The following is a 22,162-nucleotide window of genomic DNA, read 5'->3' as shown; positions in this document are numbered from 1 at the left end:
CGGGATTGGTTTGTATGAATCATACCAAAAACGAATCCAAAGGTTAAAAATTACCTGAATTGGGCATAGCGTTCAAGGACAGGGAGAAAACGAGGCATTACTGAAATAAGACAACACGAGTTTGCTCGCCGATACTTCTATGAGCGAGTAAGACCAACTTCCCACTACATTGCCAGCCACGTCAGAGACCAGTATAGTCTTCTTATCCGGTGAAAATCTCCACTTGCCCGTTTCAGTCGTTCCATTGAATCGCTGCTGAAAAGTACCGTCAGGATTGAAATACTGATCCGCCAGAATTCTGGCATCGTCACACCACCATTTTCCGGTAAGTTGGGTGGTTGGATCCGGTTCGGCATCGTTGTCCGATTTGCAGGAAAGTCCAGTGGTGAGGGCGGCCAAAACCAACCAGATCAGTACCGAGGTGAAAGGCAGGGCTGTCTTTTTCATCAGGCTATTATCAGAGGATTAGATATATTATCCTCACAAATAAAAAGCCCTCACCCCAAAAACCCTTCGAAAAAGCTTGTCAGTTATTGAACGGTGAACCTATTTCTCTCATCATTCAGGTCATTTCAGCCGCGGCAGCTTCCGGTAGATCGACAGGTTTTTTACCCCAGAAACTGGCCAGAATCGACCCCGTGATATTCATGATTGGCCCAAACAGCGCGGGAGCTAAGCCTACCGTGGCAACTTTGCCCATTTGCAATGCAAGACCTGATGCCAGACCTCCGTTTTGCAGGCCGACTTCCAGCGAAACCGTGCGACAATCCTGCTCGGGCAGCCGGAAGAGTTTTGCCATACCGTAACCCAGCGCGTACCCCAATAGGTTGTGAAGGAGTGTACAAGCCACCAAAGCCACGCCTATTGTGAGCAAACTTTCGCGTCCGGCGGCGGTAATGATGCAGATAATGAGAGCGATGCCGACCATTGACACCAGCGGCATATACCGATTCAGCCAGACCGTCTGTTTCCGGAAAATGTAGTTGACAAGTAGTCCCAGCCCGATCGGAAGAATGATCATTTTAAGTATATCGACCATCATTTTCAGAAAATCCACCTCTACCATCGTCCCAGCCAGCCACTTCATCAGGGCAGGTGTAAGCAGTGGTGCAAGCAAAGTCGCCACGGCTGTGATGGTAAGCGACAGGGCGACATTGGCCTTGGCAATGTAAGCCATCACGTTAGAGGCCAGCCCACTGGGTGAACTACCCACCAGAATGACCCCGGCCGCCACTTCGGGTGGAAAGTCAAAACTCGTCCCCAGGGTGTAACCCACTATGGGCATGATCGAAAACTGGCACAAAATTCCGATAAATACCGAGCGGGGATTTTTAACTACCCCCTCGAAGTCTTTCACGCCCATGGTGGTACCCATGCCGAACATGATAATCATCAGCAGGGGTACGATCAGGTTTTTTAGTTCGAAACCCGCAATGACTGTAAACGGATCGGGAAAAATCATTGCCAGTGTAGCGGCGGCGATGATTGAAAGAGTGTAAAAGTAGGATCTCATCTTTTTTTCGTTCAGGCAGAGCCGCTGATGCGGTTCAGCGATTTGGCTGAAAAAGAATGGCGACGATCGAAACTACTTATACCACACTTTGGGAGAACCCCTCTCTTCCTTTTGAAATTACTGCTGCGCCAACAGGAATAATACGGCCATCCGCACGGCAACACCGTTCTCAACCTGATTCAGTATTATCGAATGCGCCGAATCGGCCGCGTCGGATGAAAGTTCGACGCCGCGGTTGATGGGCCCTGGGTGCATCAGCACAATCTCGCGGTCAAGTTCGTCGAGCATGGCTTTGTCGATGCCGAAGTACAGCGAGTACTCACGAAGCGAGGGAAAGTACTTGATTTGCTGCCTTTCCAGCTGGATGCGCAGCACATTGGCCACATCGCACCAGCGTAGTGCAGCCTTTACGTCGTGGCCAACTTTCACCCCCAGTTCGGGCAGGTACTTTGGGATGAGCGTAGTTGGCCCGCAGACCATTACTTCGGCCCCAAGTTTCTGGAGACAAAAAATGTTGGAAAGCGCTACCCGGGAATGGAGAATATCACCGATAATCGCGATTTTCTTGCCCCGTAAATCGCCCAGTTTCTCCCGCATCGAAAAAGCATCGAGCAATGCCTGGGTCGGGTGCTCATGGGTACCATCGCCTGCGTTAACGACATTGGCCGGAATCCGGGTCGAGAGGTAATGCGCTGCTCCCGGACTGCTGTGGCGCATCACAATCATGTCCACCTTCATGGCCAGGATATTGTTGACGGTGTCAAGCAGTGTTTCGCCTTTCGTTACCGAACTACCCGAAGCCGAGAAGTTAACGACATCCGCCGAAAGGCGTTTTTCGGCTAGTTCGAAGGAAAGACGGGTACGGGTGGAATTTTCAAAAAAAACGTTGGCGATGGTAATGTCACGCAGTGAAGGTACTTTCTTGATCGGGCGGTTAATGACTTCTTTAAACTGAGCCGCGGTGTCGAGAATCGTGTGAATATCCGTTTCGTTCAGATTCTTGATCCCTAATAAATGCCGAACCGAGAGTTGTGCCATTGCCTTTTTGTGGGAAAGTTTGGCAAAGATAAGGAAAATGGAGATTTACAGCCGCCATCCAAAGTGAAAGCCCGCCGAGAAACTGGGCAAAGGGCCGTACCGCCCGGGTCTGTCGGTACGGAAATCAAAGAATCCTCTACCATTGTTGATCTGAGCATTTTCGGGCAGGCTCAGGTACCTGACCGTAAGTGACCGGATTCCACCACCTACATACGTATCGAATGTCATCCGCTCACCCATAGGAAATTGCCACCCCCACTTTACGTGAAAAGCGCTGACAAAACGACCGAGGTGCGTGGCGCGGTTCTGGAAATAAGCGCAAGGGCCGAATGGTCCATTCGTGCAGTCGACACCCACGCTCTCGTATTTTTCCTCACTATTTTTTTTGAACAAATACTCGCCCGCCAGATAAGGGCTGTTCTGGTTCTGTTGCCGGAAATAGTAACGGATTTGGGTCCGAAACCGCCAGGTCTCCCGATCTGGATGCTGCCTGCGTTCGCCGTACCAAAGGTTGAAAGCTGAGTGACCGTAGCCCGCCTCCTGCTGAATAGTCCAGGCAGGGTTTTTCATTGGTACTTCCAGACCTACCTGCACGGTGTTGTCCAGGTCAAACAACGCAAGAGGCGTAATTTTCAGAATGATGATTGCTCCAAGGCTATCGGGCTTCGGAATTTGGGCGAAAGTGTTGGTTCCGGCCAATATCAGCCACACCAGTGTCAAACACTTTCTCATTCGACCAGTATTTTACTCAGCAGATCGAACTGATCCCTGTCGTCGTAGCGGTACTGGAAAATCCCTTTCTCTCCCGTAATGATGAGTGTCGAGCGGTAGGGGATCACGTCGTAGGTTGGTATGTCGCTTCGGAATTCTTTCAGTACGGGCTTAAGCGGGTCAGAAATATCGAATAGTTTGAGTCCCCGGCTGCCTTCACCCACGAAAAGCCGGTTGCCATCCACACCCAGACCGTAAGGGGACTCCATATTTATGCTGGTCATCAGGCGAGGGTTCGACAGGTTGGAGATATCCACGACATCCAGCGACGACAAAGTGTTGAACTGTTGCCGGCAGGTCGAGCCGTTACGCAGGGTGACGTAGGCGTAGTTGCCCTGCACTACCACCGGGTCGCAGCTTTGGATATGGGAGTAAAAACTAAGTTGGCGCGGGGCTTTGGGATCGGAATTATCAAAAATGTACATTCCGTTATTTGACCCGATGAACAAATTGTTTTTATAAGGAAAAATCGTTTCAATCCCTACGCCCAAATCCCTCCTGGTAGTTCGGACAGGCTGGTCGGGTTGCGTAATATCATAGACTTCCAGACTCTGTTTTGTGGCGATATAGAGCGTGTTGCCCGTAATGGCAAAGCGCGCCATCGATCCGCCAACACCCGTTTGCGAGCCGGGCGAAACATTGGCTGAGTCCAGCCCCGAACTACACCCCCAAATAAGACCCGAAGTGACCAGGAGAGCCACAAGGAACGAAGTACACTTGGTGAATTTCGCTTTCATAATCTATACCCAGTTTTTAGAAGTTATTCATTAGCTACTACCCCCTACCTCAACGAAAGCATGCAGGCGGTGAAGCCATCGAAACCTTTTCCCAGGCAATGATAACGCCTTTCTTGCTGTCCGGGCATTCAAAGTACACCTGCTGCAGCGAAGGGTAATCCTGCGACGGGATTGCGTTCTCAATTCGTTTTACCAACTTGACACTGGTAGGATCGGCAATATTTATGACCACCAGGTCGCGGGCATTATCGGCATAGAGGTATTGGCCCTTGGCGGCAATGTCGTTGTTGCCGGGGATTTTCAGGAAAGAGATTTTAAGGGGTTTGGCCGGGTCTGTATTGTCGATCACGTGCACGCCTTCCCCCTGCTCGTTGACGAACAGGTAGTTGCCCTGCACGTAAATCTTGCCGGGCTGGCGCAGCGGTCGGGGAGCCTGGGTTTCTATTTTGGCGATTTCTTCGGCGGTGGCGTATACCGCCCGGTAGCCCGTGCCCTCGAATTCCGGGCCGCCAACGGTTCGATCAACGGCTGGGTCGCAGCTGATCAGGCCGAACACCAGCAATAAAGAGAGAATGGAGATGCTTTTCTTCATAACGCGCCTGGGTTTTAGTGGATAGACCGTCTTTTGGCAGAAAAGGTTGGAAAAGGCGGCAAATATTTTGAAAAAAACTTTACCTAGACAATGGTTTACACGACCTTGAAACTACTTCACCAATTTCAGGCTGTACAACGCGCCCTTTCCACTGCCGCGTTTCAGGATGATGCCTCTTTCCGTCAAATCGTGCAGAAGCCGCGTGGCGCGCTTAACCGAAACGTTGATCAGGTTGGAGAAATCCTTTTCCGTGATGCTATCATGGTGTTTCAGGTGATTGAGGAGATTCTTTACCGGACGGGAAGCCAGTAACTTATCCGTAGCGGCATCCCCTTCGCCGGGCAGCATCAGCCGGTTGGTAGGCACCGACTTGTCCCTGGCGCGCACGTAGATAATGCGGTCACCCTTTTCATTGATGGCATAGTGGGGCTTCTCCTCGCTTTCATCAATCTCGATGCGCAGAATTTTGCTCATCCCGAGCATGACGGTTTTGCAGCGAACGAGCAATTCTTTTTCAACCAGTTCGCCACAGGCCCGCTCCAGCTTCTGCAATTCACGAAGTTCCGATTTGATCCCGACGGTCGAGCGGTTGTCTGCAATACCAACTAAAAGTACGCCGCCGGATGTATTCGCAAAGGAAGCCAGGGTTCTTGCAATCTTGAAAGGGCTGTCGATCGTGCGCTTAAACTCGACGGTTAGCCCCTCTCCCATTTCGATCAATTCCAGCGTGCTTCTCTTGAAGTCGATCATAGGCAGCTAAATGAGCGCGTATTTCTTACCCGGCAAAGACCTTACCATACCCTGAAATTCCAGATTCAGCAGCAGCGTGGCCAGTTTCCCCAGATGGATTCCGCTCTGCCAGCTCATTTCGTCAATCTGCATATCGCCTCCTTTTTTGAGCATGGCCAAGACTTGGCCTTCATCCTGCGTGAAGCCTTCAAAAACCAGCTCCGCCTCGGGTTTGTCGTACTTCGACGGAGCTTTGGGTTCTGACTTTCCCACTACCCACTGCAGATCCTTCGCCAATTCCTCCACTGACAAAAAAAGGCTAGCCTTGTTGTTCTTAATCAGTTGATTGCAGCCTTCGGAGTAGAGACTACCCACATTGCCCGGCACGGCATACACTTCACGATGGTAGTTTTGGGCATATTCCGTGGTAATCAGGCTTCCGCCTTTTTTGGCAGATTCCACCACAATCGTCACGTCACTAAGTCCGGCGATGATGCGGTTACGGGCAGGAAAACGCATAAAATCAGGCTTGGTACCCAGCGGATTTTCGGTAACCAGACCGCCGGTAGCCTGCATTTCCTCGGCGGTTCGTTTGTGAGCAGCCGGATAAATCACATCCAGCCCACTGGCCATAACGCCCACGGTGGGAAGGCCGTTCTTCAGACAGGCACGATGTGCGGTGATGTCGACCCCATAGGCCAGGCCACTCACCAGCAGCGGCTGGTAGGGGGCCAGATCTCTGATGATGGTTTCGGTTACGGACTTTCCGTAGTCGGTAACTTTCCGGGTACCGACTATCCCTACCGTTCGCACGGCATTGTAGTCAATTACGCCCTGCGAGTAAAGCAGCACGGGCGAATCATACAGTGGTTTGAGCCTTTTGGGGTAAGTCGGATCAGTATAAAAAATCAGGTTGATGCCGCTCTTGGTACATTTTTCAAATTCTTTCTCGGCATCGGACCAGCCATGTTTGGCGATAATGCTACGAGCGACCTTGTCCCCGATTCCGGGAATCTTGATGAGTTTTTTGTAGTCAGAGCGGTGAACCTTTTCGGCCCCGCCGCAATAACTGATCAACTGCCGAATCGTGACGGAACCCACGCCGGGCGTGCGTACCAGAGCAAGAATCGCAATTTTATCCTCCGTCATTCGGTGCTTAGTCGATCGTCCTGAATAACCGGTTCCAGCGTATTTTGTTGGCGGCACTCGTCGGGTTGGGGTCGATAGACATCCACACGAAAACCGCTTTGCCCACAATATGGTCCATCGGCACAAAACCCCAGTAGCGGGAGTCGGCTGAGTTATGGCGGTTGTCCCCCATCATAAAATAGTAGTCCTGCTTGAAGGTGTAGCCATCAATGACCTTTCCGTCGATCGTCACCTTGTCTTCTGCCAGCACTACATTCTCGTTGCCCTCGTAATATTTAATAACCGGACCGTAAAAAGCAACGTTTTCCGGTGTCATGGCCACAGTTACGCCTTCTTTCGGCACGGTGATCGGGCCGTAGTTGTCACGGTTCCACTTTATCAGCGATGAGGACGGATACAGCGAGGGCTCGCTGATGTCCTTGGGCGCCACAACGGGTCGGATATCACGAACAAAATCATATTCTTTCAGCTTACCTGCAATGTCAGCCGTCGTGTAAACGATATAGCCCGACTCGTCATTCGCAGGAATCGTATCATTATAGGTTTCGGTATAGCTGGTAAATTCCGATACGCCATTTTCGCGAAAAACCTTATCCTCGTTCACTGCAGTGGTGGTGGAAACAAAGTACTCGCTCTCCATGCGCGGCGGGTTGACCATCGGACTGCCGTTGAGAAACACTTGCGCATCCCTTACTTCCAGCTTGTCGCCGGGTGTACCGATGCAACGCTTGATGTAGTTTGTTTTCAGGTCGGTGGGATGCTGCAGCTCGGGCGGATAATTGAATACCACGACATCGCCCGACTTGACCTCCGAAAATCCGGGCAATCGGTATTGCGGCAATTGAATCCAATCCAGATAAGAAGGGATGTCCGTCCCCCAGATGGTCTGGTGCGTGAGCGGCACCTGCAGGGGCGTTTTGGGCGTGCGGGTACCGTAGTGCAGCTTGCTCACAAACAGAAAGTCGCCCACCAGCAGACTGTTTTCCATCGATGGGGTCGGAATCGTGAATGCTTCCATAAATAGCCAGCGAATAAGCGTGGCAGCCACAACGGCAAAGACGATGGAATCCACCCATTCGCGGAAAGCCGATTTATTTTTCTTTTTGGAGCGCGAGGAAGGCGGGGTATAAACTTCTTTTAAAGCCATTTAGTTAATGGATTATTGACAATGAGGAGTTCTGGTGGGCAAAGATACGGACTAGATTGGATAGTGGTAATCATTTTAATTTTTCCAACATATCCTCCATGCCGAAGACGCCCTTTTTGCCGTGCAGCCACTCCGCCGAGATCACGGCCCCCAGCGCGAAACCTTTACGGCTGTGTGCGACATGCGAAATATGGATCGTATCGACCTCCGAATCGTAGTTCACAACGTGGGTTCCAGGTACTTCATCTTCCCTTTTTGAGGTAATCGGCACGCTGTTCTCTTTCATTTCAGGCATCAGACTCCATCCATTGATGTCTTCCCTTTCGGACTCGATCCCTTCTGCCAGCGTAATCGCGGTGCCGCTTGGCGCATCCAGCTTATGAACATGGTGGATCTCGGTAATCGACAAATCGTATCCCTGACCGCGCATCAAACGGGCCAGAGCTTTGTTCAATTGAAAGAAAAGGTTGACCCCGATGCTGTAATTGGATGCGTAGAAAAACGCCCCACCCTTTTCTGCCGTTAGTGTCTCGATCTCTGATTTGTACTCGAGCCAGCCCGTTGTGCCGCTGACCACGGGCCAGCCTTTTTCCAGACACATCTTTATATTGGCATAGGCTGCTTCAGGAGCGCTGAATTCAATGGCGACATCCACCGCCTCGGAGGGTAGCACTTCCATTTCACCCCGATTGTTTACGTCTATTTTTCCGGCAATGGTATGGCCCCGTTCCACAGCAATCTGCTCGATGGCTTTGCCCATTTTACCGTAACCGACTAGGAGAATTTTCAATTTAGAATGATTAAATGAGCGGATGGCTTTGAGAATTGGCTAGCACTCGCTCGGCTTATAAAAATATTAAAATGCCAGCACCAGCTTGATTCCGGGTGCGGACTGCGAGAGAAGCGTTCGTTCGTTGGAGGGTTCAAACCTGAGGGTGAGGTCTTCGTTCATATTGGCATTGAAGTTCTTCAAATGGGCGGCTACGTTGGCTTCCACTGCGGCAAGAGCGTACACCAGGCCCATGATGACGAATCCATACTCACGGTAACGGCGGTAAAACGTTTTGCCGCGCTTGATCTGATCAATGCTCAGGTCGAGGGTTTCATCCCTGCCTCTAATGTACACTGGAAATTTATCCCCCAGCAAATTCCCTTTACTGTCGTAAGCTGCAAGGTAAGGATTCAGATAGTCGCGATAGCGGATTGTGTTCCAATGGATCATATACCCTGCGCCACCTATTCCTGCAAATACAAAGGGTAGTTTCCAGTAATCGCGGTTGTAGATTTGCCCCAGGCTGGGCAGAATCAGGGAATAGATGGCCGCTTTCCTGGGAACAGGAAGGCCGGGATCGGTCATGATTGTGACGGGGATACTGTCCTCGGCGTTTTCAAGCTTTGCCAACTCATCGGGGCGCAGCACTCCTTTTATGACCGGGCGTAGCGTATCTGCCACTGATTTGACAGCCTCAGCACTCGGCAAACTATCTGGCCTCGTTACCTGCGCTTGGGCAGTCAACGACAGCAGCATTATCACGGCGATCCAAATTTTTCCTTTCAAGCCTTTTTCTCTAAATCCAAACTACCCAATATCCGATCCAGCTCCTCCTGCGACGTAAAGGGGATTTTGATTTCGCCTTTGTGGTTATCGTCACTCTTGATGCTCACCTTCGACCCGAAATAGGAGGAAAGTCGAAATTGTAACGACCTGATTTCCTGTTTGATTGTTTGAATCCGGCGATTGTTTTCATCGGTTGGAGGAACAAGCGACAATTTACGTACTTCTTCCTCTACTTTCCGCACCGACCACCCCTCCTCAATGGTCTTTTTAAATATTTTTAACTGACTGACCAGATCGTCGATCGTGATTAAAGCGCGGGCATGCCCCATGCTGATTTGATTGTCGCGCAGGGCGGCCTGGATGGTCGGGGGTAGTTTGAGCAGTCGAATGTAGTTATTGACCGTCGTACGATTCTTCCCCACACGGTCACCGAGTTCTTCCTGCTTTAAGTTGCACTCGTGAATCAACCGCTGGTAGCTGAGCGCTATTTCGATGGCATTCAGGTTTTCGCGCTGAATGTTCTCGATCAGCGCCATTTCCAGCATCTGCTGGTCGTCGGCCGTACGGATATAGGCTGGAATGCGCTGCATTCCGATGGACTTGGAAGCCTGAAGACGTCTTTCGCCCGAAATAAGCTGGTACTTGTCCCGGCCGAGTTGCCTAACCGTAATGGGCTGGATAATACCCTGAACCTTAATTGAATCGGCCAGTTCCTGCAAAGCCTCCTGATCGAAATTGGAGCGTGGCTGGTACGGGTTCGCCTCTATAAAATTCACGTCGATCTCGTTCATCGAACTGATCGTTTCGTAGGGCGGCGTGCGGCCAGAGGGCTTATTGGCATTCACCGAATCGGAATCCTGCAAGAGGGCCCCGAGGCCACGTCCCAGGCCGGTCATTCTTTTATTTTTACTGGAATTTTCCATTCTGCACAAAATTTATTGTTAAATGTCCCCACTTCCACTTTACCTAAACCACTCCTACGGGCTGATCATGAGACAGATAACCATTCTTGGTTAATATCTCCCGCGCCAGGTTTAAGTAGCTGATCGCCCCTTTGCTATCAGCATCCTGCGCCAAAACGGGAACGCCATAACTGGGCGATTCGCTCAAACGGACGTTGCGGGGAATGATGGTATCGAAGACCATCGTCTGGAAATGCGTAGTGACTTCGTTGACCACCTGATTGGAAAGCCGCAGCCGCAGATCATACATGGTCAGCAAAATGCCCTCGATGGCAAGATTGGTATTCAATCGGGACTGGATAATGGTAATCGTATTGAGCAACTTGCCCAACCCTTCCAGAGCAAAGTACTCGCATTGCACCGGTATGATAACCGAATCGGCAGCTGTCAGGCAGTTGATCGTGATCAGGCCCAGTGATGGCGAGCAATCTATAATCAGGAAATCGTAGTCGTCGCGGATGTCTTCAAGCGCATCCTTCATCCGGTCCTCCCGGTTCTTGATATTGATCATTTCGATTTCCGCCCCCACCAGATCGATGTGCGAAGGCAGCAGGTCAAGATTCGGAAAATCGGTTTGAATCAGGATATCCCGGGTGCGGATACCCTCGACCATGCACTCGTAAATGCTGTATTCAATCTCCTTGGGGTTAAAGCCCAATCCCGAGGTGGAGTTAGCCTGTGGGTCGGCGTCCACGATGAGTGTTCTGAATTCCAGGGCGGCCAGGCTGGCCGCCAGGTTGATGGCCGTGGTGGTTTTGCCAACGCCTCCCTTTTGATTCGCAATTGCAATTACTTTACCCATTGTCTTTATTTGTTACCTGCCCCAAATTTCCGCTATTCGTGGCAATTACCCAAGAAATGTTCCACGGAGTTTTCAGTCAAAAATCTTACATCTTGTCTGTTAGCGGCTTATCTGTGGGATTTTTTTGACATTCAACATATATTGGGTAGAAACCCGGGAATGTTTCACGCCCAAACCTTGGTACCCTCCGTGCAGTTCTTGCACATCTCTATTTCGGAGCGCGATCGAATCAGCGTCTGCCGGAATTCGCGGTAGGGTTCGCCGCGCCAAAGTTCGCGGAAGGTTTGTCGTTTCATGTCGCCCAGCCGGTGGTGCGCATCTTTGTCAAAGCAGCAGGGAACTACCAAACCGTCCCAGGTGATCACGCAGGAGTGCCACATCTTCCAGCAATGGTCCACGAATTCGTTTTTGATCGTATAGCGGTCACCCGTTTTTTCGTAGCGTGAGTACTTATCGATGGTCGGCATCAGATCAGACCCCTGTTCATAGTCGTAGATTTGGGCCGTTTTCAAGCCCACCTCGTCTACGCCCAGCTCCTTAGCCAATTGCTGAACCTCCGCAATCTGGTGTTCATTGGGTTTCACCACCAGAAACTGAAAGATCACGTGCGGCGTACTGGACCCGAGTTCCTTTTTCCATTTGATGATATTCCGCGTACCTTCCAGTACCTTTTCCAGCTTTCCACCAATCCGGTACTGCTGGTAGACCTCCTGGGAAGTACCGTCAATGGAAATAATCAAACGATCAAGACCCGATTCGACGGTCTGCCGGGCTTTTTCGTCGTTCAGGAAGTGAGCGTTGGTGGAAGTAGCGGTGTAAATCCCTTTGTCGTGGGCGTACTTGACCAGTTCGATGAAAGAGGGATGCAGGTAGGGCTCGCCCTGAAAGTAAAAGATCAAATAAAGCAGGGTATCAGCCAGTTCATCGATGGTTTTCCTGTACAGATCGGCTTCCATCATGCCCGTAGGCCGGGTGAAAGAGCGCAATCCGCTCGGACATTCGGGGCAGCGGAGATTGCAGGAAGTCGTCGGCTCAAAGCTGATGGCGATGGGCATTCCGTGGTGAGCGGCCTTTCCCGATACTTTGGAATAAAAGTAGCTACCCAGCACCTGCATAGCGTTCCAGGCTTTTTTGGGCGTTACTTTCGAGAGGAGGTTGAGACCGTCTTTGTAGTTTTTGTTCATTTTTTAACCGCAGAGAGCCGGTACGCCGGAGCGGCTAATAATTCGCAGAGGGCGCAGAGCTGATTTGATGCAAAGGTCGTGAAATTGTGACTGTGATGTTTGAACAATTGAAAGAAGTTTTGAATTCTATGCCTGAGCAAATAAACTAAATCAGCTGAATGACTATGACATATCCGGTCGTGATTATAGGCGGAGGACTGGCCGGGTTGGTGAGTAGCATCGAGTTGGCCAGGCTGGGAATCAAAACTTTACTGATCGAGCGGAAAGCTTACCCGCATCACAAAGTCTGTGGGGAGTATGTATCCAACGAAGTGCGGCCGTATTTAGAAAATCTGGGACTGAACCTTGATTCTCTGGGTGCAGCGCACATTGCCAATTTCCGGTTCACTTCACCAAAAGGATCCATTCTGGATACCAGCCTGGATATGGGCGGGTTCGGCATCAGCCGCTACACACTGGACAACGCGCTGTATGAACTGTCCTTAGAATCTGGTGTTGATTTCCAGTTAAATACCATCGTTCAGGATGTCAAATGGGCAGACGATCACTTTGACATTGAAACCTCGGATTCGGTGCAGATTGAAGCCGAAATAGTCATTGGTGCTTTCGGCAAGCGTACCCGGCTCGACAAGCAGATGAATCGTGATTTTATGAACAAAGAGTCCCCTTATGTCGGTGTGAAGTACCATATCAAAGGAAATTTTGCCAAAGACCTCATTTCACTGCATAATTTCAGGAATGGCTACTGCGGCATGTCGGCCATCGAGGACGACAAGTACTGCCTTTGTTACCTTACAGAAAGATCAAATCTGAAAGAATCGGGCAGCATTCCTGACATGGAAAGGCACATTCTGAGCCGCAATCCACATTTGAAGCATATTTTCGACTCCGCCGAATTCCTTTACGACAAGCCTGAGGTCATCAACGAAGTTTCTTTTGCCTCAAAAAACGCCGTAGAAAACCACATTCTGATGGCCGGCGACAGCGCGGGGCTGATCACGCCCCTCTGCGGCAACGGGATGGCAATGGCCATTCGGGCAGGAAGTATGGTAGCGAGGGAGACAACAAGGTACTTTTTGGAGCATCGTTCCCGGAAACTCCTGGAAACTACCTACCAGCACGCCTGGCAGAAAGAATTCGCCCTGCGCCTGAAAATCGGTCGAACTGTCCAAAACCTTTTTGGCCGGGAAGTACTTTCGGAAATGGCCCTGGGTTTCTTCAAAATCACACCGCCTATATTAAGGATGGTAATTAAAGGAACGCACGGGGAAGTTTTTACCACGGGGTCGGGACGCCAGGCGATGAAAGAATAGGAGTCTACTGGCGAAAATAACAATCCATCACTTATTCAAGAGGGTGCTCAGATCGGTATCTCCGTTGTACTTTTCACCTCCGACATCACGAAAAAACTGCTGATGTGCAGCACACTCTGAAGTACCGAAAGGTTTTGCTGGTAGAATGCATTGTAGGCCTCCACGTCATTGGCAATTACTTTGAGCAGATAATCGAAACTACCTGACACCACACTGCATTCAAGTACCTCGGGAAGCCGGGATACGGCGGCGTTGAATTCCTCGAAACTCTCTTTGCGCTGCTTGTCCAGCGTCACGTTGCAGTACACGACCAGCGATTTCCCCAATTTTTTTCGGTTCAGCAGCGCCACATAGCGCTCGATGTAGCCCGCCCGTTCCAGCTTGCGGATCCGGTCGTGCACGGGGGTGACTGAAAGGTTCACGGCTGCGGCTATTTCCTTTGTGGTCAGCTGCGCGTTGGCCTGCAGCTTATTCAGGATGGATAAGTCAGTAGTGTCGAGTGCCATCGGCAGAAAATTTTTTTGTTTTCAGAACAAAAAACAATGTTTCGACGAAATCCTTTCGTTCAAACTACGGAAATATAGTTTTATTTCCTGCAAATATGGTGTCTGTAAGATTAAATTCCTGAGCATGGTAGTTTTGCAAGGCAAAATCAAATTCCTTTACTCATCACCGTACGGGTGAACCCGTCACAACCCATCGCTTCAATGATCATCGGCGTACCCAGTGAAATTAAGAATAATGAAAACCGCGTCGCCGTCACCCCGGCGGGCGTTACCGAATTCCGTCGGCACGGACATACGATTTATGTGCAAAAAGACGCGGGTAAAGGCAGCGGATTTTCCAACGAAGAGTACATGGAAGCCGGCGCAGAATTGCTGGACACCATCGAGGAAGTGTACGCGATCGCTGATATGATTGTGAAGGTAAAGGAGCCGATCGCCCGTGAGTATCCGCTCATTAAGGAGAATCAATTGCTGTTTACCTATTTCCACTTTGCTTCATCTGAGGAGCTAACCCACGCCATGATCGAGCGTAAAGCCGTTTGCCTGGCGTATGAAACCGTGGAGCGCGCCGACCGTAGTTTGCCGTTGCTGGTGCCGATGAGCGAAGTAGCCGGGCGGATGGCCATTCAGGAAGGAGCCAAGTACCTGGAAAAACCGATGGGCGGACGCGGCATTCTGCTGGGAGGTGTCGCTGGCGTAAAGCCCGCCGACGTGCTGGTGCTGGGCGGTGGGATTGTCGGTACAGAAGCAGCCAAGATGGCCGCCGGACTCGGAGCCCATGTCACGATCATGGACATCAGCCTGCCACGCCTCCGCTACCTGGAAGACATCATGCCTGCCAATGTGGATACCGTCATGTCCAATGAGTATAACATCCGCCGCCATATCCAGCATTCTGACATTATTATTGGCGGTGTGTTGATCCCCGGTGCCAAGGCGCCTTCATTGATCACGAAGGACATGCTCAAATTGATGCGCCCCGGAACCGTGATGGTCGATGTCGCCATTGATCAGGGCGGTTGCTTCGAAACCTCCCACGCTACCACGCACCAGGACCCTACCTATGTGGTGGATGAGGTTGTCCACTATTGTGTGGCAAATATGCCGGGGGCGGTACCTTACACATCCACGCTGGCTTTGACCAACTCCACCCTACCCTACGCCCTGCAACTGGCAAATCTGGGCTGGCAGCTGGCCTGCACCAAGAGCGAAGAACTCATGAAAGGTTTGAACATCATCAATGGGCAGGTAGTTTACCAAGGCGTGTCGGACGCGTTTGATTTGCCCTACACGGATGTTCACGAAGTATTGGATTCGTACAGTTCGGCCGATTTATAATTTTTACCGAAAACATAGTCAGGCGGCTTCCAGCGAATATTTGGAGGCCGCCTTTTTTTGTGGCTTCTAAAAAAATTGCAATTCTTTTTTGACAAAAGAATTTTTTATTGAAAAAGAATTCTTACTTTTGCGTCATAATTGAACGAACATCCGTTCACTTCTCTGCTTCAGTCCGGGTCAGGCACCAGAATATGCCACCAACCATCAAGTATAAGGTTGGTCCTTCCGATAAAGTCTCGCAGAGCCACACGGATGTATTGTGTGGGCTTTGCGCAAAATCCCTTTTTGTCAAGTAACAAGTACGCTCTTAACCGGGCATAGTCCGACGTTTCGGCTTTTCCGAACGCGAGGATAATGTTTTATGCATTGTGTTTTCGGCTTTTCGAAATGCAAGTGCAAAAATCGTTTAGGCGTTTAGCTGTGTAAGACGTTTTAGAGGAAATGCTAAATATCTAGCTTTTAGATATTTGCGCACACCCCAAATCTCTAAACAGCCAAACAAAAACCCAAATTTCAAAAAAAAGAAAAACAACAAAATAATGGAATTAATAGAAAATGAAGAAGTACTGGTAGTTGAGGCAAACGTCCCGGACGACCAGATTGTAACGGAGAAGAAACCGAAAGCCAAGAAGAAAGTGGCTTCGGTGGAAGCCGTTGAAGCCGAAGTATCTCCTGAAAATGAGATCGTGGCGGAAGAAAAGAAACCCAAAGCCAAGAAAAAAGTAACAGCGGTTGCTGAAACCGACGAGATGATAAATTCTTCTGAAAACGAGCCGGTGGCCGAAGAAAAGAAGCCAACTACTAAAAAGAAGGTAGTTGCAGTGAAAGAGGAAGAAATTGAAATGGCGCAGCCGGAGGTAGATTTCGATGCCGATGAGGAGGAAGAAGTACTGGAGGAAGCCCCCAAGTCGGGTTTTGCCGCGCTGGGTCTTTCCGATGACATCATGCGGGCCGTGGAGGAAATGGGCTTTACAGACCCCTCGCCTATTCAGGCCGAAGCTATTCCGCCCGTTATGGAAGGGTACGACGTGATCGGACAAGCACAGACAGGTACGGGTAAAACTGCCGCTTTTGGTATTCCCGCCCTGGAAATGATTGATGCCCGCAGCAATGCCGTGCAGGTGCTTGTGCTTTGCCCCACTCGCGAATTGGCCGTTCAGGTTTCGCAGGAAATCGGCCGGCTGGCCAAATACAAGCGCGGCATACGCATCGAGGCCATCTACGGTGGCGATTCTATCGAACGCCAGATTCGCTCCCTGAAGAAAGGTGTGCAGATTGTGGTGGGTACGCCGGGCCGCGTGATGGACCACATGCAACGCCGCACGCTGGATTTCAGCGAGGTGCGCATGATGGTACTTGACGAAGCTGACGAAATGCTGGACATGGGTTTCCGGGAGGATATTGAAAGCATCCTGGTGGATATGCCGGCAGACAAGCAAACGATTTTGTTCTCGGCTACGATGTCGAAGCCAATCCTGAGCATCACCAAGCGCTTCCTGGATGACCCCGTCATGATCAAAGTCGTGCGTAACGAGCTTACCAACGACAATATCGAGCAGCTTTGTTATGAAGTAAAGCCGCAGGGCAAGCTGGAAGTGATGACGCGCCTGATTGATATGTACAACATTCAGTCGCTGCTGGTATTCTGCAATACCAAACGCAAGGTGGACGAAATCGTAGAGCAAATGCAAGCCCGCGGCTATGCCGCCGAAGGCATCCACGGCGATCTGCGGCAGCAGCAGCGGACCAACGTGATGAGCAAGTTTAAGTCTGGCATCACGACCATTCTGGTAGGTACCGACGTAGCCGCTCGTGGCATCGACGTGAGCGGGCTGGACGCCGTGATCAACTACGACATTCCGCTGGATGAAGAATACTACGTTCACCGCATCGGCCGGACAGGCCGCGCCGGTCTGGCGGGCAAAGCATTTTCGCTGGTCGCCCGTGATGAGCGCAACCGCATCCGCCAGATCGAGAACTTCACGAAGGTGAAGATTGAGAAAGGCGTGATTCCTTCCTACGAAGATATCGTGGGTGTGCGTAAAGCCCGTTTCGTAGAAACCATGGCCGAGGCTATCCGCCAGAACGATAAAAATAAAGACAACCTGTACGATGACGTACTGGAGCAACTGCACCATAGCGGTTTCTCGACTGAGCAGATCGTAGCTGCCATGACGCAACAACTGTTGGGCGTGGAGAAAAACGAGTATGCCGATGCCAACCTGGCCTGGGAGGAACGCCGTGCTGACCGGGGTGATCGCGACGACCGTCGTGGACGCGACCGGGATCGTGGCGACAGAGGAGGACGCTTCGGTCGCGACCGGGGTGACCGTGGTTCACGCTTCGAAAGCCGCGACGATCGCGGCGGACGTTTCGGCCGTGACCGGGGAGACCGTGGTCCACGCGCCGGAGGCGACGATCGGGGCCCACGCCGTGAAAAGGCTGCACCTGGTCCGGTAGAAGAAGGAATGTCACGTTTGTATTTCAATGTCGGCCATCAAGACCGCATCGCTCCCCGTGACTTTGTGGGTGCCATTGCCGGTGAGTCCGGTATCGCAGGACGCGACATTGGTGCGATCGAAATCTATGATAACTACACCTATGTGGACGTTCCCGAGCGCGATTCGCGCGTAGTGATCCGCGCCATGGATGGCAACACCATCAAAGGCAACCGCGTGCAGGTGGACATCGCGAAGTAAAGGGCTGTCAGCCATCGACTTCTCAACAAAAAGGGCTTCCGATTCTCGGAAGCCCTTTTTTTATAATACTTAATTGCAAATTTGTTCTGACTGCGAAACTAGAAGAGCCGACTGCCAAAAACCGATGGCCGACTGCCCTACTCGTAAAAGTACCCGAAAATAATTCCCATTTCGTCCTCACTTAACAGACCGAATCGAATCGTTTTGCTCGTGTTGTTAGTATAGGTTATCTCCGAGGTCAGGCCTTGACCCGCCAGGAGTTGAATGGGCACAGGGAAATTTTTGATAAGTGGATGTTCCCAATCGGTACTTTCGTAAACTACCTCACCATCCCGGGTGCCTCCCTTTATTCTGATGATGAACTTCTCCCCCAGCTTGTGGGTATGCGAGGTGAGCATCAGGACCGTAGTCGGCTTCTTAAAAGTAAAGGTTTTGGTGGCAACCGTCGTTTTACCCGGGGGAAGCGTAAAGCTCTCATTTCCAAGATTCAGTGCCTGTACGACGTGTTTTACCTGATTCTCAGGCAAAGTGTAGAGGTTCACATGCACCTCCCCCGTTTCCGGTTGGGCGGTTTTGTTAACGTAGTGCGAATTCATGTCAAACGACGCTCCGGCGGGTAGTAACAAGGCGGTACCTTCGGGCAGGTAATAGTCATGGACCTGCGTTTGGGTGCCCGCCCAGAAAACGTGATTCTGCATTGAAAGCAGGGTCGCAAAGTTTGTAGTGCCGTCAGGATTCCGGATATCCCGGACCGTATTCAGGGGCGGTAACGCACTTTTGTTGTTAAAGTCGTACAAAATGAAATGATGGCTGCCGGGCCGCATCAGCACCTGCACCCGATTGACGTACTGATCCACGTTGTTCCCGACTATCTGTCGTGAAAACATTTCCCGCTCGAAATTGGGGCTTACGGTAAACGGTCCCAGTTTCATCTGAAACCCTTCGCCAACAGCGGGCGGTTTCAGGCCGTCGAAAATGGCCACGTAGCTTGGCGTCTTGTCGTTCAGCAGGGTAGTGTCCACCACGCTACCCTTATCGGGAGCGCCTGCCTCGATCCAACGTCGTACGAATTCGATCTGGCCTACACTCAGCGGGTTGCCACCCAAAGGCATCGGCAGGCCGTACTGTTTGCCACTGTGGTGTGTAGCATCCCAGTTCAATTTGTGGTAAAGCAGGCTTTCGTTGGAATTGTAGGGCTTCACCCGTCTCAAATTCTCAGCTTTGGCGTCGGGTTGACGCGAAAGAATATTGATTAGATTGACGTAGGATTTCCCCTTGGCCAGTACCAAACCATGCTCTTTGAAGTTGTTATCATGCTCGGAAGCGTGGCAACCCGCCGTGGCGCAGGTAGGTGTAAAAATACGATCTTGGATAAGGTCAAAGGACGCAAGTTCATCACCCGCCACTACTTTATCCTGCTCTTTGCATCCCGCCAAAGCACACAGGCTTGCTGTGAGGATGATCGCTCCAAGTTTCCATCGCATCATAACTAAGGCACGCATTTGGTTTTCAATACATTAATAACGGGAATGCGCGGATAAAATTAGTTAAAACCGAAGCACGAAATCCTCTTTGGCCTGTTCTTTCCTGAAAAACACCAGCCCGACCCAGAATAGATCAACCGTGACGGTCACCTCAGGGTGCGCTTTGATTTGCTTCCAGGCTTCGGTCATTTCTTTGGACCAATAGATATCGTCAAAAATAAAGACAGAATCGTCGCTCGCATAGGACAGGGTGTCGTTGAAGTACCGGACGGTCGGCTCAAACCGGTGATTGGCATCGAAGAAGGCCAAGCCAATCTTTTGGTCATGTTTTTTCAGAAAATCGGGTAAAGTGTGGTCGATGTTACCCACAATTACCGAGGTGTTTTCCAACCCCAACTCCGAAAAATTTTGCTCTGCCAGACGGGCCGTCTCCGGGCATCCCTCCATGGTCGTAATGGTAGTTTGGGGAAGCGCTTTGGCAAAATAGGCCGTTGTGACGCCCAGTGAAGTACCCAATTCAAGGACTGATTCCGGTTGGAGGTACTGGCTTAATTTATAGAAAAATTGACCGAAGCGAGCCGGCTTCTCCGCGTTCTTTGCAATCTCGCCAATCTTCCGGCGGTTGGATTTATTACGCCGTGAACCGGCTCCCAAATCAAGAATTTCGATTTCGTCATTCCTTTGCAGCAGCCTTTTCCTGACCACTTCAATTTCTTGAAAATCGGCGTTTTTATTGTTTTTTGACTTGATTACCTGCGTATACAAATCATAAATGAACGGCGAATGAACAGAATGTTCATTTCCCGCACGCAGCAGGTGTTTCAGGTATTGCTTTATCAAAGGAAATGAGAGAAAAGAGAGGCCAAAGAAAATGAAGGTCAATGTACCGGGCTGACACCAGGCAAAGGGTAGGCAATGAATAGTCAACTATCTTTTTCCAAACACCCATGCCACCACGGGACGCCCCGCGCGGCAAATCAACATCAATTCAACAGATACGGTACAATCATCGTGAACTCAGGAATAACGACCTGAAAATGATGACCATCAAAGATGCGCTCCATGAGGTAGGTTCCGCCCATTTTCCCAAGGTTAGTCCGCAAATTACAGCCCGAAACGTATTCGTGAATCTCGCCGGGCTCCAAAACGGGCTGCTGGCCGATGACGCCTTCGCCCTCCACTTCGCGCACGACACCATTAGAGTCGTGAATGAGCCAACGTCGGCGCAGGAGTTGCACCGTGTGTTCGCTGTGGTTTTCAATAATTATCTTGTAGGTAAAAACAAAATGCGACTGGCGCGGATTGGAATAACCCGGCTGGTACTCGGTGAGAACCGACACTTTTACGCCCTCTGTCACTTCTGAAAACATGGCCCGGCAGGATTGTTTGATAAAACGAAAATAGCTGATCGCTGTTTACAAATACAAATGAACCACTAATATAATTCCTAAAACTCGATATACTATGGACGTTGCCATTGAAGAATCCTGGAAAGAAAAATTGCATGAAGAATTCGATAAGCCTTATTTTGAGGAACTGATCGAATTCGTGAAGCAGGAATACAAGACCCAAACCGTTTACCCTCCCGGCAAACTGATTTTTAATGCCTTTGACTCCTGTCCTTTCGACGCCTGTAAAGTGGTGATTCTGGGTCAGGACCCCTACCACGGGCCGGGACAGGCCAACGGACTGTGCTTTTCGGTAAACGATGGTATTCCCAAGCCGCCTTCGCTGCTCAATATTTTCAAGGAAGTACATGAGGATACCGGAGTGCCGATCCCTGTGTCGGGCAACTTGCAGCGGTGGGCCGACCAGGGCATTTTACTCCTCAATTCCACACTGACGGTAAGAGCCGGCGAGGCCGGTTCGCACCAGAAAAAAGGGTGGGAAACTTTCACCGACGCCGTCATCCAGCGAATAAACGATGAAAAAGAGAACATTGTATTCCTGCTGTGGGGCAAGTATGCTCAGGACAAAGGCAGCATCATCGATGAGTCGAAGCACCATGTCCTGAAAGCAAAACACCCGTCGCCCTTGGCGGCCAAATGGGGAGGCTGGTTTGGCAGCAAGCATTTCAGCCAAACGAACGAGTACCTGACCAAGGTCGGTAAGGAAAAGATCGAGTGGTAGGCGGTAATCGGATGTTACATTCTGATACGTAAAAGGGCGAACCCATTCACTGTGGTTCGCCCTCACTCTTGTCCTTAGGTACTTCTTTATTTCTCAATATCAGAATTCAATTCCAGTACTTTGTCCCAATATGGACTGTTGCTCTCGATAAACTCCTTGTGCCTGGGATGCTTGTTGTAGGTTTCGATGCCCGCCTCGTTGCGGAAGGTAAGGTAGTGTACTACGTCGAAATCCTGGGCAGTATTTTCGTCGTCCAGTACTTTTCCGCCCGTATAGCCCACAATGGCGGGAATTTGCCGGCGAAGGTTCGCGAACTCCTTCATGTGCTTGTCGATCTCGGCGGCAGGGGTGTCCGCCTTAAATTTAATGCAGACAATTCGCTGCATTTCGGCTTGCTGGTGCGGGGTGTAAGCACCATAGATCACGAGCATAAATACTGCCAGAATAAAGACCGGTAGTAAGTAGCCAAATGTTTTATTCCTGGGTTTCATATTTCAATAGTAAAATTTC

The 22,162-nt window shown here is 50.6% G+C and carries 23 protein-coding genes; 4 read left to right on the top strand and 19 right to left on the bottom strand.

The genetic code is table 11. The features are described from left to right. Window positions 1–72: 72 nt before the first annotated feature. The 14 genes from IE117_RS09690 to IE117_RS09625 all read right to left on the bottom strand — a co-directional run bounded on the left by IE117_RS09690 (window position 73) and on the right by IE117_RS09625 (window position 12,182). Window positions 73–447 carry a hypothetical protein gene (locus IE117_RS09690; protein WP_189564076.1) on the bottom strand — a complete coding sequence of 125 codons (375 nt, stop codon included), beginning with the start codon at window positions 445–447 and terminating at the stop codon, window positions 73–75. 115 nt (window positions 448–562) lie between these two features. Continuing rightward, a complete protein-coding gene (locus tag IE117_RS09685) occupies window positions 563–1,513 on the bottom strand; it encodes a bile acid:sodium symporter family protein (protein ID WP_189564075.1) in 951 nt (316 codons plus the stop codon). Window positions 1,514–1,630: 117 nt separating this feature from the next. Further along, window positions 1,631–2,551, bottom strand: a complete 921-nt coding sequence (locus IE117_RS09680; protein ID WP_189564074.1) for an aspartate carbamoyltransferase catalytic subunit — start codon at window positions 2,549–2,551, stop codon at window positions 1,631–1,633. Window positions 2,552–2,596: 45 nt separating this feature from the next. Then, window positions 2,597–3,283, bottom strand: coding sequence for a DUF3575 domain-containing protein (locus IE117_RS09675; protein ID WP_189564073.1), 687 nt, complete (start codon window positions 3,281–3,283; stop codon window positions 2,597–2,599). After that, a complete protein-coding gene (locus tag IE117_RS09670; RefSeq protein ID WP_189564072.1) occupies window positions 3,280–4,059 on the bottom strand; it encodes an LVIVD repeat-containing protein in 780 nt (259 codons plus the stop codon). Before IE117_RS09670 ends, IE117_RS09675 begins: the two co-directional genes overlap by 4 nt. A gap of 49 nt (window positions 4,060–4,108) precedes the next feature. Beyond that, window positions 4,109–4,651 (bottom strand): LVIVD repeat-containing protein, encoded by a 543-nt coding sequence (locus IE117_RS09665; RefSeq protein WP_189564071.1) that lies wholly within the window; start codon window positions 4,649–4,651, stop codon window positions 4,109–4,111. Between the two features lie 111 nt (window positions 4,652–4,762). Then, window positions 4,763–5,401 carry an AlbA family DNA-binding domain-containing protein gene (locus IE117_RS09660; RefSeq protein ID WP_189564070.1) on the bottom strand — a complete coding sequence of 213 codons (639 nt, stop codon included), beginning with the start codon at window positions 5,399–5,401 and terminating at the stop codon, window positions 4,763–4,765. Between the two features lie 6 nt (window positions 5,402–5,407). Further along, window positions 5,408–6,529 carry a DNA-processing protein DprA gene (dprA, locus tag IE117_RS09655; RefSeq protein ID WP_189564069.1) on the bottom strand — a complete coding sequence of 374 codons (1,122 nt, stop codon included), beginning with the start codon at window positions 6,527–6,529 and terminating at the stop codon, window positions 5,408–5,410. Window positions 6,530–6,536: 7 nt separating this feature from the next. Then, entirely contained in the window at window positions 6,537–7,676 is a 1,140-nt protein-coding gene (lepB, locus tag IE117_RS09650) for a signal peptidase I (RefSeq protein WP_189564068.1), read from the bottom strand. Between the two features lie 70 nt (window positions 7,677–7,746). After that, window positions 7,747–8,466, bottom strand: a complete 720-nt coding sequence (dapB, locus tag IE117_RS09645) for a 4-hydroxy-tetrahydrodipicolinate reductase (protein WP_189564067.1) — start codon at window positions 8,464–8,466, stop codon at window positions 7,747–7,749. A 66-nt stretch (window positions 8,467–8,532) separates the two neighbouring features. Further along, the gene (locus IE117_RS09640) at window positions 8,533–9,234 is read right to left on the bottom strand and encodes a DUF5683 domain-containing protein (RefSeq protein WP_189564066.1); all 702 of its coding nucleotides are present in this window, start codon (window positions 9,232–9,234) and stop codon (window positions 8,533–8,535) included. Then, on the bottom strand, window positions 9,231–10,157 hold the full coding sequence (locus IE117_RS09635) for a ParB/RepB/Spo0J family partition protein (RefSeq protein ID WP_189564065.1): 927 nt from the start codon (window positions 10,155–10,157) through the stop codon (window positions 9,231–9,233). The genes IE117_RS09640 and IE117_RS09635 overlap by 4 nt, the downstream gene beginning before the upstream one ends. Before the next feature lie 43 nt (window positions 10,158–10,200). After that, window positions 10,201–10,998 (bottom strand): ParA family protein, encoded by a 798-nt coding sequence (locus IE117_RS09630; RefSeq protein ID WP_189564064.1) that lies wholly within the window; start codon window positions 10,996–10,998, stop codon window positions 10,201–10,203. Between the two features lie 164 nt (window positions 10,999–11,162). Further along, window positions 11,163–12,182 (bottom strand): SPASM domain-containing protein, encoded by a 1,020-nt coding sequence (locus IE117_RS09625; RefSeq protein WP_189564063.1) that lies wholly within the window; start codon window positions 12,180–12,182, stop codon window positions 11,163–11,165. Between the two features lie 158 nt (window positions 12,183–12,340). Here IE117_RS09625 and IE117_RS09620 point away from each other — a divergent pair, with 158 nt between their 5' ends. Further along, window positions 12,341–13,495 carry an NAD(P)/FAD-dependent oxidoreductase gene (locus IE117_RS09620; protein WP_308439276.1) on the top strand — a complete coding sequence of 385 codons (1,155 nt, stop codon included), beginning with the start codon at window positions 12,341–12,343 and terminating at the stop codon, window positions 13,493–13,495. 47 nt (window positions 13,496–13,542) lie between these two features. Here IE117_RS09620 and IE117_RS09615 read toward each other — a convergent pair whose 3' ends face one another. Beyond that, window positions 13,543–14,001: an Lrp/AsnC family transcriptional regulator gene (locus tag IE117_RS09615; RefSeq protein WP_189564062.1), complete on the bottom strand. Its 459-nt coding sequence runs from the start codon at window positions 13,999–14,001 to the stop codon at window positions 13,543–13,545. Between the two features lie 201 nt (window positions 14,002–14,202). Here IE117_RS09615 and ald point away from each other — a divergent pair, with 201 nt between their 5' ends. Further along, the gene (gene ald / locus IE117_RS09610) at window positions 14,203–15,339 is read left to right on the top strand and encodes an alanine dehydrogenase (protein WP_189564061.1); all 1,137 of its coding nucleotides are present in this window, start codon (window positions 14,203–14,205) and stop codon (window positions 15,337–15,339) included. Between the two features lie 539 nt (window positions 15,340–15,878). Further along, window positions 15,879–18,038 (top strand): DEAD/DEAH box helicase, encoded by a 2,160-nt coding sequence (locus IE117_RS09605; RefSeq protein WP_374757956.1) that lies wholly within the window; start codon window positions 15,879–15,881, stop codon window positions 18,036–18,038. A 137-nt stretch (window positions 18,039–18,175) separates the two neighbouring features. On the opposite strand, the gene IE117_RS09600 is transcribed toward IE117_RS09605, so the two are convergent. The 3 genes from IE117_RS09600 to apaG all read right to left on the bottom strand — a co-directional run bounded on the left by IE117_RS09600 (window position 18,176) and on the right by apaG (window position 20,892). Continuing rightward, the gene (locus IE117_RS09600) at window positions 18,176–19,540 is read right to left on the bottom strand and encodes a hypothetical protein (RefSeq protein WP_189564060.1); all 1,365 of its coding nucleotides are present in this window, start codon (window positions 19,538–19,540) and stop codon (window positions 18,176–18,178) included. A gap of 45 nt (window positions 19,541–19,585) precedes the next feature. Further along, complete coding sequence (locus IE117_RS09595) at window positions 19,586–20,362, bottom strand: O-methyltransferase (RefSeq protein WP_189564059.1); 777 nt, start codon at window positions 20,360–20,362, stop codon at window positions 19,586–19,588. A 143-nt stretch (window positions 20,363–20,505) separates the two neighbouring features. After that, entirely contained in the window at window positions 20,506–20,892 is a 387-nt protein-coding gene (apaG, locus tag IE117_RS09590; protein WP_189564058.1) for a Co2+/Mg2+ efflux facilitator ApaG/CorD, read from the bottom strand. Between the two features lie 94 nt (window positions 20,893–20,986). Between apaG and ung the strand changes: the two genes are divergently transcribed. Then, a complete protein-coding gene (gene ung / locus IE117_RS09585) occupies window positions 20,987–21,652 on the top strand; it encodes a uracil-DNA glycosylase (protein WP_189564057.1) in 666 nt (221 codons plus the stop codon). Between the two features lie 86 nt (window positions 21,653–21,738). On the opposite strand, the gene IE117_RS09580 is transcribed toward ung, so the two are convergent. Further along, window positions 21,739–22,143: a Dabb family protein gene (locus tag IE117_RS09580; RefSeq protein ID WP_189564056.1), complete on the bottom strand. Its 405-nt coding sequence runs from the start codon at window positions 22,141–22,143 to the stop codon at window positions 21,739–21,741. Window positions 22,144–22,162: the final 19 nt, after the last annotated feature.

The sequence above is a fragment of the Persicitalea jodogahamensis genome (assembly GCF_014651615.1).
Classification (GTDB): domain Bacteria; phylum Bacteroidota; class Bacteroidia; order Cytophagales; family Spirosomataceae; genus Persicitalea; species Persicitalea jodogahamensis.
This window is presented reverse-complemented; position numbering and strand designations above follow the sequence as displayed.

Bases quoted from the DNA above. Each gene is read 5' to 3' on its own strand.
- IE117_RS09690 (WP_189564076.1), bottom strand. From the start codon at position 447: ATGAAAAAGACAGCCCTGCCTTTCACCTCGGTACTGATCTGGTTGGTT.
- IE117_RS09685 (WP_189564075.1), bottom strand. From the start codon at position 1,513: ATGAGATCCTACTTTTACACTCTTTCAATCATCGCCGCCGCTACACTG.
- IE117_RS09680 (WP_189564074.1), bottom strand. From the start codon at position 2,551: ATGGCACAACTCTCGGTTCGGCATTTATTAGGGATCAAGAATCTGAAC.
- IE117_RS09675 (WP_189564073.1), bottom strand. From the start codon at position 3,283: ATGAGAAAGTGTTTGACACTGGTGTGGCTGATATTGGCCGGAACCAAC.
- IE117_RS09670 (WP_189564072.1), bottom strand. From the start codon at position 4,059: ATGAAAGCGAAATTCACCAAGTGTACTTCGTTCCTTGTGGCTCTCCTG.
- IE117_RS09665 (WP_189564071.1), bottom strand. From the start codon at position 4,651: ATGAAGAAAAGCATCTCCATTCTCTCTTTATTGCTGGTGTTCGGCCTG.
- IE117_RS09660 (WP_189564070.1), bottom strand. From the start codon at position 5,401: ATGATCGACTTCAAGAGAAGCACGCTGGAATTGATCGAAATGGGAGAG.
- dprA (WP_189564069.1), bottom strand. From the start codon at position 6,529: ATGACGGAGGATAAAATTGCGATTCTTGCTCTGGTACGCACGCCCGGC.
- lepB (WP_189564068.1), bottom strand. From the start codon at position 7,676: ATGGCTTTAAAAGAAGTTTATACCCCGCCTTCCTCGCGCTCCAAAAAG.
- IE117_RS09635 (WP_189564065.1), bottom strand. From the start codon at position 10,157: ATGGAAAATTCCAGTAAAAATAAAAGAATGACCGGCCTGGGACGTGGC.
- IE117_RS09630 (WP_189564064.1), bottom strand. From the start codon at position 10,998: ATGGGTAAAGTAATTGCAATTGCGAATCAAAAGGGAGGCGTTGGCAAA.
- IE117_RS09625 (WP_189564063.1), bottom strand. From the start codon at position 12,182: ATGAACAAAAACTACAAAGACGGTCTCAACCTCCTCTCGAAAGTAACG.
- IE117_RS09620 (WP_308439276.1), top strand. From the start codon at position 12,341: ATGACTATGACATATCCGGTCGTGATTATAGGCGGAGGACTGGCCGGG.
- IE117_RS09615 (WP_189564062.1), bottom strand. From the start codon at position 14,001: ATGGCACTCGACACTACTGACTTATCCATCCTGAATAAGCTGCAGGCC.
- ald (WP_189564061.1), top strand. From the start codon at position 14,203: ATGATCATCGGCGTACCCAGTGAAATTAAGAATAATGAAAACCGCGTC.
- IE117_RS09605 (WP_374757956.1), top strand. From the start codon at position 15,879: ATGGAATTAATAGAAAATGAAGAAGTACTGGTAGTTGAGGCAAACGTC.
- IE117_RS09600 (WP_189564060.1), bottom strand. From the start codon at position 19,540: ATGCGTGCCTTAGTTATGATGCGATGGAAACTTGGAGCGATCATCCTC.
- apaG (WP_189564058.1), bottom strand. From the start codon at position 20,892: ATGTTTTCAGAAGTGACAGAGGGCGTAAAAGTGTCGGTTCTCACCGAG.
- ung (WP_189564057.1), top strand. From the start codon at position 20,987: ATGGACGTTGCCATTGAAGAATCCTGGAAAGAAAAATTGCATGAAGAA.
- IE117_RS09580 (WP_189564056.1), bottom strand. From the start codon at position 22,143: ATGAAACCCAGGAATAAAACATTTGGCTACTTACTACCGGTCTTTATT.